This is a genomic window from Flavobacterium nitratireducens (genome assembly GCF_029625335.1).
In the GTDB taxonomy this organism is placed as follows: Bacteria; Bacteroidota; Bacteroidia; order Flavobacteriales; family Flavobacteriaceae; genus Flavobacterium; species Flavobacterium nitratireducens.
Map to the genome: position 1 here is coordinate 1,005,878 of NZ_CP121111.1, position 18,047 is coordinate 1,023,924.

Here is an 18,047-nt window from a genome sequence, read left to right on the forward strand (position 1 = left end):
TATTTTTATTTATTCTAAATAACTAAGTTAAATTAAACCAAAAGAATCAAACTATATCTAAACGACAAATACAAAATCCTAATGAAGAAAAATCTATTTGTTTCAATTGCCTTGACTGTAATAAGTTTGGTTAATGCCCAACAAAAAAATTCACTTTTAGAACAATCTTTTTGGAAATCTGCTCCAGATGTTACAGCTATTAAAGCTGAAATTGCTAAAGGAAACAATCCTTCAGAAAGCACTAGCAATGCTTTTGATGCGGTAGTTATTGCCATCAATAACGATGCTCCTGCTGAAACAATCAAGTTCCTTATTGAACAACCAGGAAATGGTGTAAAAAAAATGACACATGATAACCGTATTTACCTGCATTGGGCTTCCAACAAAGGCAATGTTGAAATCATCAATTATTTGATTGCAAAAGGTTCTGATCTCAATCTTGAAGACAGCAAAGGATATACTCCCCTGACTTTTGCAGTAAGCAGCGGACAAAAAAACACAACTGTTTATGATGCCTTTTTCAAAGCAGGAATGGATCCTAAGAAAAAAGACAAAGAGGGAGTTAACCTTTTATTGATTGCAATTCCATACGACAAAGACCTAACACTTACTAATTATTTCATTTCCAAAGGACTTTCATTAAAAGACACAGATAACAAAGGACTTACTGCATTTGATTATGCAGCAAGAACCGGAAATATAGAAGTTTTGAAAACCTTGCTTCAAAAAGGAGTAATACCAACAAATAATGCTTTATTAATTGCAGCTCAAGGTTCGAGACGTGAAGCAAATACTTTAGAACTATATAAATATCTTGCTGAAGATTTAAAATTAAACCCAAGCGTAATTTCTACAGACGGAGAAACAGTTTTACACAATATCGTTCGTAAAGCCAATCAAAATGAAATTATCGATTATTTCCTTAGCAAAGGAGTTGATATAAACAAAACAGATAATGACGGAAATACGGCTTTGATGAATGCCGCTTCTTCAAGGGAATCTGATGCCTTGGAATTATTGGTTTCTAAAGTAAAAGATATCAATCTAAAGAATACCAAAGGAGAGTCGGCATTATCATTAGCCGTTCAAAACGGAACCCCTAAAGCAGTGGAACTCTTATTAAGTCAAAAAGCGGATATAAATGTTGTTGATAAAGACGGAAACAATTTAGGATATTATTTAATTCAATCTTACCGTCCTCAAATGTTGGGTGGCGGTCGAGGTCCTGAAGCTTCAACTACTCCTAAAGAAGACCCATTTGCAACTAAATTAAAATTATTACAAGATAACGGATTACATCTTGCAGAAGCTCAAAAAGACGGAAGCAGCCTTTATCATTTTGCTGTGCTAAAAAATGATATAACTTTGCTAAAAAAATTAGCCGATTTAAATATTGACATCAATGCAAAGAACAAAAATGGGTTAACTGCTTTACATAAAGCGGCCATGATTGCAAAAAACGATGCAATTTTGAAATATTTATTATCAATTGGTGCTAAAAAAGACATCAAAACCGACTTTGACGAAACGGCTTACGACCTAGCCAAAGAAAATGAAACCCTAACGAAAAACAACATTGCTGTTGAAATTTTAAAATAATATAATGAAATCAATTTTTAAAACTGCTTTATTAAGCGCATTTATCTGCCTAATTTCTTTTCAATCTTCAGCTCAAAGCAGCAAATACAAATGCATGTTACAAATGTCAAACTATGTGGGTGAAGGGGCTTACATCGTTGTTTCTTTAGTCAATGCAAAAGGCGCTTACGAAAAAACACTTTATGTAATGGGTGACGATAAAAAATGGTACAAAACGTTGAAAGAATGGCATAAATTCTATTCAAAAAAACCCAATAATATCAGTGCCATTACAGGAGCCTCAGTTACTGGTGGAGACAGAAGCATTACTACTATTGAAATTGACGATGCCAAAATTAATAGTGGTTACAAATTGCGTTTTGAATCGGCAGTTGAAGACCAAAAATACCATACCATAGATGCCGAAATTCCTCTAACTACTGAAGGAATTACTTCAAAAACAGAAGGAAAAGGGTACATTCGTTACGTACGTTTAAGCAAAATATAACAACATAGCTAGATGACTCTTTCCGTTTGGCGATACGCTCACCTCTCTTTGGCGGTATTTTCTGCTGCATTCTTATTTTTAGCATCTGTAACAGGTACAATCCTTGCTGTAGATGCTATTCAGGAGAAAATTCCGTCTCAAAGAGTGAAAAATTTCGAATCAATTTCTTTGGATAAAACCTTGTCTACGCTTCGCAAAATGTATCCAGAAATTACAGAAATAAGTGTCGATCACAATCAGTTTGTAAGCTTACAGGCTATTGACAAAGATGGAAATGATGTCAACGCAATTATAGATCCTACCAATGGAAAAATCATTAGTACACCTCAAAAGAAAAGTGATTTTATCAAATGGATTACGGGCTTGCATCGTTCTTTATTTCTGCATGAAACAGGAAGACTTATCATTGGAATTAATGCCTTTCTTTTATTTTTAATAGCCATTTCTGGTTTTGTATTGGTACTAAAAAGACAAAAAGGAATTCGCAACTTTTTTTCAAAAATCATCAAAGAATATTTTGCCCAATATTATCATGTATTATTGGGACGTTTGGCCTTGATTCCTATTTTAATTTTGGCTCTTTCGGGAACATATTTATCTATGGAACGTTTTCATCTTTTTGAAAAAGGAGAAAAAACAGCAAATGAAAACAGCAAACCCCAACAAAAAACTTTCGATTTAAAACAGACTTCATTAGCCGAAGTTTCAAAAATTGAATTCCCCTTTTCAGATGATGAAGAAGACTATTATACTTTTGAATTAAAAGACCGAAAAATTGAAGTAAACCAATATTCGAATGCAATTGTATCCGAAGAATTATACCCAACTCCAAAATTACTGGCCGATTTAAGTCTGGATTTACATACCGGAAGAGCAAGTGCAATCTGGGCTTTCATACTTGGATTAGCATCATTGAATATCTTATTTTTTATCTATTCAGGATTTGCTATGACTTTTAAAAGAAGAGCCAGCCGTATTAAAAACAAGTATAAAGCCGAAGAAAGCAAATACATTTTATTAGTTGGTTCAGAAAACGGTAGTTCGTTACGTTTTGCTAATGCTATTTTAAAAGAATTAATCGCCCAGGGCGAAAAAGCATTTATTGGGCAAATGAACAATTATTCAGCCTATCCCAAAGCCGAACATTTATTAATTTTCACATCTACTTACGGATTAGGTGATGCGCCCTCGAATGCTACTAAATTTGAATCACTTTTAGAAAAGATTAATCATCAACAACAAATCAATTATTCCGTGATAGGTTTTGGTTCTCAATCCTACCCTGATTTTTGTGGTTATGCTAAGAAAATAGATGCCCTTTTAGAAAAACAATCTTGGACCAATCGCTTTTTAGAATTGCAAACAGTCAATGATAAATCGGCAGAAGAGTTTGTCAATTGGGTAAAATTGTGGAGTTCCAAAACCGGAATTTCACTTAGCACTACTCCATCCGTTTACAATCATATTCCAAAGGTTTTACAACAACTTATGGTGTTAGACAAAACTATGGTTTCGGAGAACGAACAAACATTTTTACTGACCTTAAGAGCCGGAATGCGAAGCAAATTCACTTCCGGTGACCTTTTAGCTATTTACCCAGCTAATGACAATAGAGAACGCTTGTATTCTATTGGAACTCATAATAGCAACATTCAATTAGCAGTAAAATTGCATCCGAATGGTTTAGGCTCTGGATTTTTATACAATCTAAAAGCAGGTGATACGATAAAAACGCAAATCATCAATAATAAGGCTTTTCATTTCCCAAAAAAAGCAACCAAGGTAGCCTTGATTTCAAATGGAACAGGTATTGCTCCGTTTTTAGGAATGATTGAACAAAACAAGAATAAAACCGAAATTCATTTGTATTCTGGCTTTCGCCAAAAAACAGAAATTACTAAGCATTATGAAAATTTTGCTTCTGAAATGAAACAAAAACAACAATTGAAAAATTTCAATCTGGCATATTCCCGAGAAGCAAACAAACATTATGTAATGGATTTGATTCAGATGGATGCCGATTTCTTTGCTGATTTATTACAAAACAATGGAATTGTGATGATTTGCGGAGCATTGGCCATGCAATTTGATGTAGAAAAGGTTTTAGACTCTATTTGCTTAGCTAAAAATAGTACTCCCCTTTCAACGTACAAAGCCAAAGGGCTGATTTTGACCGATTGTTATTAAACACTTTTTCTTTTTATAAAATGACAGCTAAATATTTCAATAGTCCCCTTTTAATTGGCTTATTATTATTGAGCTTTACTTGTCATTCACAAGTGTTAAGAAAAAGAACAACGATGCTTATGGGTGGTCGATTCGACATTAGCATTGTGGCACAAGACTCCCTTTCGGCTGAGAAAAACATTGATACCATCATTGCCGAAATCAGTCGCATTGAAAATCTAATCTCCGATTGGAAACCTAGCTCTCAAGTTTCACAAGTGAATCAAAATGCAGGAATCCAACCAGTAAAAGTCGACAAAGAAGTTTTTGAGTTGACTAAAAGAGCCTTGCATTTTTCAGAAATAACTAATGGTGCCTTTGATGTCAGTTTTGCAGCCATGGATAAAATCTGGAAATTTGATGGTTCCATGACCGAAATGCCTTCGGAAGAAACCATTAAAAAATCAGTAGAAAAAGTAGGGTATAAAAACATTATTTTAGACAGTGTGAATTCAACCATTTTCCTAAAACTAAAAGGCATGAAAATTGGTTTTGGAGCGCTTGGCGAAGGTTATGCTACGAATAAATGCCAAGAAATGATGCTGGCTAAAGGCATCCATTCTGGTATTATAAACGCAACTGGTGATATGAGTGTATGGGGAACACAACTAAATGGAAAACCCTGGAATATTGGTATTACCAATCCTTTTCATCCTGATCGTGTTTTAGCCTCTATCCCGCTTAAAAAAGGCGCTGTTACAACATCTGGCTCTTATGAAAAATTTGTTGTTTTCAATGGAAAACGCTATTCACACATCATTAATCCTGCAACAGGTTATCCATCTACAGGATTGTGTAGTGTAACCGTTTTTGGTCCTAATGCCGAAATAGCAAATGGTTTTAGTACGTCTTCAATGATACTAGGCAAAAAAAAAGCGATTCAATTATTGAAACAATATCCAGATTATAGCTATATCATGATTACTGATTCTGGAAAGATAATTTACTCGAAAAACTTCCCTAAGCAAGAGTTAAAAAAATATAGATAATCTAAAAAACTTTTCCTACAAAAAACAAATTATTCAATTCTTGAGCGAATAGTATTTTAGAAACACAACAAAGTGTTAAAAATCTTATAATTTTGTTAGCCGCAACAAAAAAACACCTTGAATATATACCACTTACAATTATCTGTATTTAATCGAGTTATCCTACACGTTATCGATTAAACTATTGTCACAGTACTTAAATAAGTAATTTTACAGTATCACTTTAGAAAGTGATTTCCAAACAAATTGATCCTCACTGTTTCTTGAATTAAATTTCAAAAAACATTAGCCCTATTTCCTAAGAACAGAGAAAAAACTAATCTCTTTCAAAAACATCTCACAGCAAAAAAACATAACTCAATTTTATGTAAATGCTTATACCACAAAGTTGTTTTCTTAATTTAAATAGTGTAAATCATGAAACAAAACTACTTATTCTTATTTCTTTTATTGTTTAGCTTAGTAAATTCTTTTGGCCAAGTTGATGGTGATTTTAGATCAAAAACTTCTGGCAATTGGGAATCAATTTCATCTTGGGAAATATATTCAGGCAGTTCATGGATTGATGCTACAACATTTCCGGGTCAAATCTCAGGGAGTTATAATATTACAATTACAACTGGAAATACAATTTCAATAACATCGAATATGTCGACCCTTTCAATGGGTAATATAAATATTATTGGAACTTTAAATTTAAATCCTTCATCTTCGCCTAACACCATAAACCTATTAACGAACACTTTAAATATTAATGGAGGAGTATTGAATTTTAATACTAATAAAATTAGATTAAACTTACCTTCATCAGCTATAATAACTTTAGAAAACGGTGGTAACTTTAGTGGTAGTTGTACTAATAATAATGAAATATTTATTGGAACTAAAAATTATGCTGCATGTGTTGGCGGAGGTTCAAATGTATATACTTTTGGAGAAGTAGCTGCATCAGGTGGAAATGTAAATACCGAAATAACTAACCCACTTACAAGTCCAATATCTGCCACAGATTGCACACCAATTAATTTAGCAGGTGGATATTCTGGAACAGAAATCAATGTTAGCTACAAATGGATAGTAAGAGATCCAAATGGAAACCTTACTATTTTAGCTACTGGAACTTTAAACGATAGTTTAGAAACAAGCATAACCAGTTTCACACCATCAGTAATTGGTCAATATCTTGTTTCACTCGAAATTACTTCTTCAGCATCAGCCACAAATGTTGAAACCCGAGAATTTAATGTTTCTGATCCTATTAATCCAACTATAACAGCTGGAGGAAATCAAACCGCTAATACTGATGCAGGACTTTGTACCGCTTTGGTTGTAGTAGCTGATGCAGTCTTCGCTGATAACTGCCCAGGGGCAACTATTGCTTATACTCTTAGCGGTGATACAATTAAGGCTTCTACTGCTGGTCAGGTGGGAACTTTTACTTTTAACAAAGGGATAACTACCATCAACTATACGGTAACCGACGCTGTTGGGAATACTATAACTGACTCAAAAACAGTAACAGTTAGCGATAATATCAATCCAACTGTAACTCCGGGAGCTAATATTGCTGTGAATACTGATACTGGCCTTTGTACCGCTTCGGTTGTGGTAGCTGATGCAGTCTTCGCTGATAACTGCCCAGGGGCAACTATTGCTTATACTCTTAGCGGTGATACAATTAAGGCTTCTACTACTGGTCAGGTGGGAACTTTTACTTTTAACAAAGGGATAACTACCATCAACTATACGGTAACCGACGCTGTTGGGAATACTATAACTGACTCAAAAACAGTAACAGTTACCGATAATATCAATCCAACTGTAACTCCGGGAGCTAATATTGCTGTGAATACTGATGCTGGTCTTTGTACCGCTTCGGTTGTGGTAGCTGATGCAGTCTTCGCTGATAACTGCTCGGGTGCAACTATTGCTTATACTCTTAGCGGTGCTACAATTAAGGCTTCTACTGCTGGTCAGGTGGAAACTTTTACTTTTAACAAAGGGATAACTACCATCAACTATACAGTAACCGATGCTGTTGGGAATACTATAACTGACTCAAAAACAGTAACAGTTAGCGATAATATCAATCCAACTGTAACTCCGGGAGCTAATATTGCTGTGAATACTGATACTGGTCTTTGTACCGCTTCGGTTGTGGTAGCTGATGCAGTCTTCGCTGATAACTGCCCAGGGGCAACTATTGCTTATACTCTTAGCGGTGATACAATTAAGGCTTCTACTGCTGGTCAGGTGGGAACTTTTACTTTTAACAAAGGGATAACTACCATCAACTATACGGTAACCGACGCTGTTGGGAATACTATAACTGACTCAAAAACAGTAACAGTTAGCGATAATATCAATCCAACCGTAACTCCGGGAGCTAATATTGCTGTGAATACTGATACTGGTCTTTGTACCGCTTCGGTTGTGGTAGCTGATGCAGTCTTCGCTGATAACTGCCCAGGGGCAACTATTGCTTATACTCTTAGCGGTGCTACAATTAAGGCTTCTACTGCTGGTCAGGTGGGAACTTTTACTTTTAACAAAGGGATAACTACCATCAACTATACGGTAACCGACGCTGTTGGGAATACTATAACTGACTCAAAAACAGTAACAGTTAGCGATAATATCAATCCAACTGTAACTCCGGGAGCTAATATTGCTGTGAATACTGATACTGGTCTTTGTACCGCTTCGGTTGTGGTAGCTGATGCAGTCTTCGCTGATAACTGCCCAGGGGCAACTATTGCTTATACTCTTAGCGGTGCTACAATTAAGGCTTCTACTGCTGGTCAGGTGGGAACTTTTACTTTTAACAAAGGGATAACTACCATCAACTATACGGTAACCGACGCTATTGGGAATACTATAACTGACTCAAAAACAGTAACAGTTAGCGATAATATCAATCCAACTGTAACTCCGGGAGCTAATATTGCTGTGAATACTGATGCAGGAGTTTGTACGGCTTCGGTTGTGGTAGCTGATGCAGTCTTCGCTGATAACTGCCCAGGGGCAACTATTGCTTATACCCTTAGCGGTGCTACAATTAAAGCTTCTACTGCTGGTCAGGTGGGAACTTTTACTTTTAACAAAGGGATAACTACCATCAACTATACGGTAACTGATGCTGTTGGAAATACTATCACTGGCTCAAAAACAGTAACGGTAACGGATAATATCAATCCAACCATAACTCCGGGAGCTAATATTGCTGTGAATACTGATGCAGGAGTTTGTACCGCTTCGGTTGTGGTAGCTGATGCAGTATTTGCTGATAACTGCTCGGGGGCAACTATTTCTTATTCCCTTAGTGGAGCGACAACTAAAACATCTACTGCTGGTCAGGTGGGAACTTTTACTTTTAACAAAGGGATAACTACCATCAACTATACAGTAACCGATGCTGTTGGAAATACTATCACTGGCTCAAAAACAGTAACGGTAACGGATAATATCAATCCAACCATAACTCCGGGAGCTAATATTGCTGTGAATACTGATGCAGGAGTTTGTACAGCTTCGGTTGTGGTAGCTGATGCAGTCTTCGCTGATAACTGCCCAGGGGCAACTATTGCTTATACTCTTAGCGGTGCTACAATTAAGGCTTCTACTGCTGGTCAGGTGGGAACTTTTACTTTTAACAAAGGGATAACTACCATCAACTATACGGTAACCGACGCTGTTGGGAATACTATAACTGACTCAAAAACAGTAACAGTTAGCGATAATATCAATCCAACTGTAACTCCGGGAGCTAATATTGCTGTGAATACTGATGCAGGAGTTTGTACCGCTTCGGTTGTGGTAGCTGATGCAGTCTTCGCTGATAATTGTCCGGGATCAACTATTGCTTATACTCTTAGCGGTGCTACAATTAAAGCTTCTACTGCTGGTCAGGTGGAAACTTTTACTTTTAACAAAGGGATAACTACCATCAACTATACGGTAACCGATGCTGTTGGAAATACAACAATAGGTTCAAAAACAATCACTGTAACCGATAACATCAAACCTACAATAACAGCCCCACCAACAGTTAATGTTACAACTAATTCTGGTTGTACTGCAACTGCTGTAAATATAGGCAGTCCTATAACTGCTGATAATTGTTCGGTTGCATCGGTAACAAATAATCATCCATCTACTACTTATCCATTAGGCAATACAACTGTTATCTGGACAGTAACTGATACATCTGGGAACACTATGACTGCAAATCAAACGGTTACAGTCACGGATAACATTCCTCCAACGATTGTTTGTCCAGTAAATATAACTGCCAACACTAGTTCAAATGGAACCGGTGATTGCTATACAACAGTAAGTATAACAAATCCAATTGCAAGTGATAATTGTAATGTTTCATCAGTAGAGGCAAAAGTATCAGGAGTAATCATTAATACGATAACCTACCAATTTCCAATTGGTAATACTACTATTAACTGGACTGTAACTGACAATTCAGGATTAACCGCTTCTTGTAATCAAACAATCACGGTAGTTGATAATGAAAATCCTTCTATTAGTTGTCCTGGAGACCAAAATGTTAACTTTAACGCCAATTGTCAATTTGTTTTACAAGATTATAGATCCTTGGCTACAACTTCGGACAACTGTGACAGTAATGTAACCATCACGCAAACTCCAGCACCAGGAACTTTAATTTCGGCAGCTACAACCACTATCACATTAACTGCTAAAGATGCTTCTAACAATACGAGTACTTGTACTTTTAAAGTTACAGCAATAGATAATACTCCACCTACAGCCGTTTGCAAAAACTATACTGCTTATTTAAGTTCAAATGGTACAGTAACCATCTCTGCTTTAAATTTAGATAATGGTTCATCAGATAATTGTGGAATTCCCAGTATGACCGTTTCACCCAATTCATTTAACTGTAGTAATGTTGGTCCTAACAATGTGACTTTTACTGTATCTGATAATGGTGGAAATAGTAGCAGTTGTAACGCAATAGTTACCGTTGTTGACAACACTCCACCAACAATGATTTGCAAAAATTATGTTGTTGTAGTGGATCCAATTACTAGGGTTGCAACTATCAAAGCATCGGATGTTGACAATGGTTCTAACGATGCCTGTGGAATAGCTAGCCTAAGTGTATTCCCTAGTGTGTTTGCCGATTCTCAAACTATTTACACAACAACTACAACATTAACAGCCGTTGATGTTAACGGAAATACAAACACTTGTACAGCGACAATAACTGTTGAACCACCAAAAAATTTATTTACCTATTTAACAGGTGTAATTGTAAATCCAATTCCTGATAATCCCCAACCTCCAAGTTCCTTAATTGAAGTTACAGCTTGTCCTGGCGGAATAACCGTTCCAAAAGACATTCAATTTACATTACAAGCAATTGGAACCTATAATTTACAAGCCTCACATGTATTAAATTGGGAATATTCAAATGACAATGGTGAAACATGGATCACAATACCAAATACTACTGGATTACTAACTTACACATTAATCGGATTAACAAGTGATACCTTTGTTAGATTGCGAATAACTGATGCAGATAATCCTTCAATTATAAAAACTTCAGCAGAAGCTTATGCCCGATTTTTACCTCCAGATCAACCCCCTATTATCGTTAGCCATTCCGCTTTAGATATTTGTTTAGGTAGTTCTGTAACTGTAAACGCTGAAAGTTTTTATGATCAACCCGAAGGACAATTCGGAAAAGGGGGTAAATTCAACTATGCCCAACCTGATGGATGGCGTGTTGATGGAAGAGATGGTTTTTTCCCAGCCAGTGGTAATAATAATTCAGAACCTACTTGGAAAGAAACGAACTCCAATACAAATCCAAATGTAACCTTTAGCGGAATTAACTACGACACATCAGACAATACAAAATTTGCCATTGCGCATGCTGCCGAAGCTAACAGAACTACGACATTAGAAACACCTGTATTCAGTACCATCGGAATGACTTCCAGCGAAGCCATAATGACATTTTATACTGCTTACTATTTCTGTAATGGGGGGTCAGGTAAAATAGAATTATCATTTGATGCAGGAAACACCTATCCGGTAACATTGAATACCATGCAAAATGACATTTTTATTGCTGGCAAAACCACTGGTGTAAAAGCATATAAAGGATCCAGCTGTACTAAACAATATTTGATAGCCGATGCATTTAGATATACCTCAATCAATTTAGGACCATATGCAGGGCTGGCTGGTTTACGCATCAAATTCACTTTCAATTCAGGTCCAAGTGGAGGAACTTGTAATAATGTAACTTTTCCAAAACATTCATCTAATAATTGCACTAATAATCAAACTTTTAACGTAGGAAGCGCATGGGCAATAGACGATGTTGGTTTCGCATTTGCTCAGGTTGATGATGAATTAGAATGGACAGATGAAAATGGTGATGTAATTGCAAGAGGAACAACTGCCACTGTAACACCTCAAACTCCTGGTATTCGAGAATATGGAGTTACAACCTTAGTAAATGGATGTAGAACAGACAATACTACCGGTACAAGTTTTGTAAATATTAATACTAGCTTAGCTTATGCTGGAGAAGATTATGCTCCCCTTACCAGTAATTGCGGAGAAAACAGTATAAAATTAAATGCTTATGACAATACAAAATCGGCTGTAACCAATTATACTAAAGGAGCTTGGAAAACTAATCTTTATGTTGTACCAGACACTGCTTCCGGAGATACTGATTACCCAGGAACTGGAATTACTGGAACTTGGACTATTGTTAGCGCCACATCTTCTTCATGTGGAAGCTCTGCAACTTTCTCTAGCGCAACTGATCCTGACGCGCTTTTTACTGCCGACCCAGGAACTTACAAATTAAGATGGACACTCTCAAATGGATGTTATGACGAATTAAACATTACTCTTATTGATTGTAAATCGGTTGATTTTGATGGAAATAATGATTATGTCACTTTCAAAGACAATTACAACCTAAACAATACATTTAGCATTGAAAGCTGGGTGAAGCCTAATGCTGTCAATGGAACCCGCACTGTTTTTTCCCGAAAAGATAAAGGAAACAACACTAGCGGTTATGATTTAAGTATCAGTGATGGACAAGTCCGATTTAATTGGTACAACGCCTCTGGAGGTAATTCTATTTCCACCGGTACTAATGTTATTGGAACAGACAGATGGTATCATTTAGCCTCCACTTTTGATGGAACAACCTATAAACTTTATGTTGACGGTATAGAAATAGCTTCGAAAAATGGTACTGCTCCTGCTACGACTACAACTACTGTAGAAGCGCTTTTAGGTGCTATGCATCAATCTTCAAATGTCCCTGCCCAATATTTTAACGGTTGGATTGACGAGGTTAAAATTTGGAATAAAGCTTTAGGCGTTGAACAAATCAGACAAATGATGAATCAGGAAATTGATGCTTCTGGTACCGATGTGGGTGGAGTCGTTATTCCATTAAGAATCTCAGGTTCGGATAATGATAATAACAGTCTTGAAGACAGTCCTTTATTATGGAGCGATCTTTTAGGCTATTATCGAATGACAAATAATTGTGGAAATTTAGTTGCCTTTAAAGGTGTAAGCGGAAGATTGCACAATATTAATTCTAGTCAACAACAAACCGCACCGATTCCCTATACGTCTAGAGTTTCTAATCAAACATGGAATACAGATACTACTTGGACCAATTACGATGTTTGGGATGTTCCTAATAGCCTAGGAATAAATAATCAACCTATCAATTGGAATATTGTAAAAATTAATCACAAAGTAACTTCTAATACTCAGGATTTAACTTTACTTGGGCTAGTAGTAATGTCAAACGAATTGATTATTACCAATTCAGGAATACAAAACGAGACAAATCCAGGACATGGACTTTGGATCACTCACTATCTAAAATTAGATGGAAAAATTGATTTGGTAGGTGAATCACAATTGGTTCAAAAAAGATATGCTCCAACTCAATTTAGCGAAAGTATTTTTGAAGAAAACAGTACTGGATTTATTGAAGTAGACCAAGAAGGAAAACAAAACAGTTTCAATTACAACTATTGGTCTTCGCCAGTTAGTAATAGAGGTGCAGCCAATAATTCATCCTATTCAATGACTGGTATTTTAAGAGATGGAACAGACAGTGCTAACCCAAAAAATATCACCTTTGGTGATAGTGCTTATTTTGCAGATGGGCCTTTGACAAGTCCTATTAAAATCAGCAACAGATGGATATGGACTTATAGTTCACTCACCCCTGCTTCTAATTCAAATTGGGATAATTACTACCAATGGCAATATAAATCAAGCACAGGACTTATAGCTGTTGCCGATGGTTTCTCTATGAAAGGAAGCGGAGGTACTGCCCCTATCAATGATACACAAAATTATGTTTTTACTGGTAAACCTAATTCAGGAACTATCAATAAATACATCGCTTTATTACGAACCTATCTAATAGGTAATCCCTACCCAAGTGCATTGGATGCCGATGAATTTATAAAAGACAATCTAAAAGATTGTAACGGTTGTCGAGGAATCGCTAATACATTTGGAGGTGCCCTGTATTTTTGGGATCATTTTGGCTTATCAAATAACCATATTTTGGCTCAGTATGAAGGAGGCTATGCAACCTATACCCTAACGGGTGGTGTTGCTGCGATAGCCAATGACCCCCTAAACGTAAATAACGGCGCAACAGGTTCAAAAATACCTCAACGCTATATTCCAGTTGGACAAGCCTTTTTTATAAATGCTACTGGTAGCACTACTACTGGTGGTTCATTTAGCTTTAAAAATAGTCAACGTGCCTTTGTAAGGGAGAGTTCTGGAAATTCTATTTTTATGAAAAACACTAATGATAAAAATTCATTTGCTGCCAAAGAAACTATAGATAAACGAATGAAAATTAGATTAGGTTTTGACTCTCCAATTGGATATCATAGACAAATTTTACTAGGAACCGATCCAAATACAACTACTAAATTTGATTTTGGATACGATGCCCTAATGATTGAAGTGAAAGACAATGATATGTATTGGGAATTAGAAAACAATCCGTTTATTATTCAGGGTATTCCAAACTTTGATATTGAGCAAATAATTCCTTTTGGCTTAAAAATTACCGATGAAGGAAAAGCTACAATTAAAATTGATGCTCTAGAAAATATTCCAGCAGACTTTGCTATTTATGTTTACGACAATATTTCAAGAATATATCATGATTTAAGAAAAGCCAATTTTGAAATCGCATTGGCACCAGGAGAATACAAAAACAGATTCTCAATACAGTTTGTAAACAAATCATATAGTATCAACGAAACCAAAATTGACAATGGAATAATTTGCTATTATACAAATGAAACTAAACTCTTAAATATTAGAAATTATTTCTTTGATGTAAACATCAAATCGGTTTCATTATTCAATATTCTTAAACAAAAAATAGGCAATTGGAAAATAGACGATCAAACCCAAAATTTAATTCAAATTCCAATTGACAATGTTAGTTCTGCCGTATATCTCGTTTTAATCCAAACGGATAAAGGAGAAATGAGCCAAAAAATAATTATAAAATAAGCTAACCAAGCTTAAACCAAAGAACACTTTCACAAATAATCTTATGAAAGTGTTCTTTATTTTAATTTAATAGTCCATTCAAAAGTCATTTCGGAAACCTGCTCCCCTTTTTCATTTGTCCCTACAGATTTTAACCAAAAAGTTTGACTTTGTCCTGTTTCAATAGTATTTTCAATAGCTGATTGGATTTCGTTTCCATTCTCGCATACAAAAGTAATTCGTCCAGTTGCTTTCTTAGTAAATACACTAGTATTACTTAGTACTAACATTCCAATATTTTTAGCACTCTCCTGAATGTGCAACATTACTAGGGCTCCTGTAGTTAATTCGGCTGCCATGGCCTGTACTGCAAAATACATCGAATTAAATGGATTTTGATTAATCCATCGGTGTTTAACACTTACTATACATCGATTAAATGTAATTTCTTTTACCCTCACACCACAAATAAAGGCCGAAGGTAATTTAAACAATAAAAATCGGTTAAAATTAGCGGTTGTAAGTTTCATTGACTTGGATTTTAAACCAATATACAAAAAAATAAACACCAGTAAAAACGATTAATTTGTTAATTTTATGTTAATTTACGGTACTTTGCAATACATAATACCTGCTTTAAGCCATATATTTGTATAAGAAATTACTAGAACCTATAAATATGGAAACCAAAAACGACAGAACCATAGCAGCCTTAACGCATTTAAGCGCGCTATCACAGTACATTATTCCTTTTGGAAATTTTATTTTTCCAATTATCATTTGGAGTACCAAAAAAGATAAATCGGAATTAATCGATCAAAGTGGAAAGCAAATTTTAAATTTCCAATTGAGTTTATTCATCTATTCGTTAGTGTTAATTCTTATTGCTATTCCTGTCTTTTCAACGGTTATTTTTAGTAGTATGGATTTTACAGCATTACTAAACGACCATGAATTCTTTTGGGATGGCATTAATTATGGCGAAAATATTGGATTAATCACCATTGGAATCTTAAGTATAATTGTATTTGTTCTGATTAAAATAGTCGAATTTTTTCTGATCATCATTGCATCAATTAATGCTTCAAACGGAGAAAAATACAATTATCCTTTAACGATCAACTTCATTAAGTAAAACATAAAAAATCATGAACATTGAAAACACAAAAGCCCAGATGCGTAAAGGTGTTCTCGAGTTTTGCATCTTATCTGTCTTAAAAAAACAAGATGCCTATACCTCCGAAATATTAGAAACATTAAAAAACGCAAAATTATTAGTGGTCGAAGGAACAATATATCCTTTATTAACACGATTAAAAAACGATGGATTACTCAACTATCGATGGGAAGAAAGCACTTCCGGACCACCCAGAAAATACTATGGCCTCACTCAGGATGGACATACTTTTTTAGAAGAACTAAATGGTACTTGGACTGAATTATCCAATGCCGTAAATCTAATCACAAACCAAACAACAGAGTCATGAATAAAACTGTAAACATAAATTTAGGCGGTATGTTTTTTCATATTGATGAAGATGCATATCAAAAACTATCACGCTATTTTGACGCAATTAAACGTTCCCTTTCTAATTCATCAGGACAGGATGAAATTATTAAAGATATTGAAATGAGAATTGCCGAATTGTTGAATGAAAAACAAATTAGCGATAAACATGTAGTAGGTTTAAAAGAAGTTGACGAAATAATCTCGATTATGGGTCAACCTGAAGACTATATCATAGAAGAGGAACCTAATACGACTAAAAACCAACAAACAAATACTACTGCAAATTACAGAACTAAAAAACTATATCGTGATAGCGAAAAAGGAATGATTGGTGGTGTTGCATCAGGATTAGGTCATTATTTTGGCATTGATGTAGTTTGGATAAGAGTTGTATTGGTTTTGCTAATATTTGCAGGCTTTGGTACAGGAATTATTGCGTACATCATACTTTGGATAGTAACGCCAGAAGCCCGTACTACATCAGAAAAACTAGAAATGACGGGGGAACCAGTCAATATTTCAAACATTGAAAAAAAAGTAAGAGAGGAATTTGAATCGGTTTCAGAAAAATTCAAAAATGCCGATTATGATAAATATGGAAATCAAATAAAAAATGGAGCTAATAAAGTTGGAAATTCACTAGGAAATTTCATCATGAGCGTATTAGGAATTATTGCCAAAGTACTAGGAGTATCGTTAATAATTTCAGGTTTAGCCGTTCTAACTGTTTTATTAATTGGAATATTCACCTTAGGGACAAATACCTTTATAGATTTTCCATGGGAAAGCTTTGTTGAAAAAGGAAATTTTACTGATTTCCCTTTATGGGCATTAGGTTTGTTAATGTTTTTTGCAGCTGGAATTCCGTTCTTTTTCCTTACACTATTAGGCTTTAAACTATTATCACCTAACACTAATTCAATTGGTCCCATAGGTAAATATACTTTACTTGCGTTATGGATAATTTCTATTGCTCTGGTTATTTCTTTAAGTATTAGGCAGGCATCTGCTTTTGCAAAAGATGGTCGAATTGTTGAAAAACAAACGATTACTATTCCACCGAAAGATACTTTGGTTATCAAATTCAAACATAACGACTATTATTCAAAAGACATCTATGACCGTGCCGAATTTAGAATAACTACCGATTCTACCAACAATGATATTATTTATTCAAATGAAGTTCGTTTTGAAATAAAGAAATCAAATGAAAATTACAGCTATATCCAAATTGGAAAGGAAGCCAGTGGTAAATCCTTAGCAGAAGCCCGAAATAATGCTGATAAAATTCGCTACGGTTATAGAATAATTGGAAACCAAATCATTTTTGATAATTATTTAATTACCGATTTAAAAAACAAACTTAGAGATCAACATGTCGAAATAATTATTTTCTTAACCGAAGGAACGACTTTTAAAATGGACGAATCGGCGCAAGATTACGACCGCTCAAACGATGATTTTTTCAACCTTAATTATGATGCTTTCGAGCCGATTTATATCATTGGACAATTAGAAGCAAAATGTTTAAACTGCCCTGATGAGGATGAAAATGAAAATGAAGAGGAAATAAATACAGAAAACCAAACAATCGACACGATCGTTAATTCGAACAAAGAAATTAAAGAATTGAAAATTAACAAAGACGGTATAATCATAAAAACCAATTAAT

9 protein-coding genes are annotated in these 18,047 nt (G+C 35.1%); 8 read left to right on the forward strand and 1 reads right to left on the reverse strand.

Annotation, left to right across the window (positions count from 1 at the left end):
- The first annotated feature begins 81 nt into the window (after positions 1–81).
- The 5 genes from P5P90_RS04775 (at position 82) to P5P90_RS04795 (ending at position 14,886) form a co-directional block, all read left to right on the forward strand.
- Positions 82–1,599, forward strand: a complete 1,518-nt coding sequence (locus tag P5P90_RS04775) for an ankyrin repeat domain-containing protein (protein WP_278036066.1) — start codon at positions 82–84, stop codon at positions 1,597–1,599.
- Between the two features lie 4 nt (positions 1,600–1,603).
- Positions 1,604–2,086, forward strand: a complete 483-nt coding sequence (locus P5P90_RS04780; protein WP_278036067.1) for a DUF2271 domain-containing protein — start codon at positions 1,604–1,606, stop codon at positions 2,084–2,086.
- 12 nt (positions 2,087–2,098) lie between these two features.
- On the forward strand, positions 2,099–4,273 hold the full coding sequence (locus P5P90_RS04785; protein WP_278036068.1) for a PepSY domain-containing protein: 2,175 nt from the start codon (positions 2,099–2,101) through the stop codon (positions 4,271–4,273).
- 20 nt (positions 4,274–4,293) lie between these two features.
- A complete protein-coding gene (locus tag P5P90_RS04790) occupies positions 4,294–5,301 on the forward strand; it encodes an FAD:protein FMN transferase (protein ID WP_278036069.1) in 1,008 nt (335 codons plus the stop codon).
- Positions 5,302–5,718: 417 nt separating this feature from the next.
- Positions 5,719–14,886, forward strand: a complete 9,168-nt coding sequence (locus tag P5P90_RS04795; protein ID WP_278036070.1) for an HYR domain-containing protein — start codon at positions 5,719–5,721, stop codon at positions 14,884–14,886.
- A 56-nt stretch (positions 14,887–14,942) separates the two neighbouring features.
- Here the strand turns inward: P5P90_RS04795 and P5P90_RS04800 are convergent, their stop codons facing one another.
- On the reverse strand, positions 14,943–15,395 hold the full coding sequence (locus tag P5P90_RS04800) for a DUF4442 domain-containing protein (RefSeq protein ID WP_278036071.1): 453 nt from the start codon (positions 15,393–15,395) through the stop codon (positions 14,943–14,945).
- 149 nt (positions 15,396–15,544) lie between these two features.
- Between P5P90_RS04800 and P5P90_RS04805 the strand changes: the two genes are divergently transcribed.
- Genes P5P90_RS04805 through P5P90_RS04815 form a run of 3 tightly spaced genes read left to right on the forward strand, consistent with a single transcriptional unit; the run spans position 15,545 to position 18,046 of the window.
- Positions 15,545–16,000: a DUF4870 domain-containing protein gene (locus P5P90_RS04805; protein ID WP_278036072.1), complete on the forward strand. Its 456-nt coding sequence runs from the start codon at positions 15,545–15,547 to the stop codon at positions 15,998–16,000.
- Positions 16,001–16,013: 13 nt separating this feature from the next.
- Positions 16,014–16,352, forward strand: a complete 339-nt coding sequence (locus tag P5P90_RS04810) for a PadR family transcriptional regulator (RefSeq protein ID WP_278036073.1) — start codon at positions 16,014–16,016, stop codon at positions 16,350–16,352.
- Complete coding sequence (locus tag P5P90_RS04815; RefSeq protein WP_278036074.1) at positions 16,349–18,046, forward strand: PspC domain-containing protein; 1,698 nt, start codon at positions 16,349–16,351, stop codon at positions 18,044–18,046. The genes P5P90_RS04810 and P5P90_RS04815 overlap by 4 nt, the downstream gene beginning before the upstream one ends.
- Position 18,047: the final 1 nt, after the last annotated feature.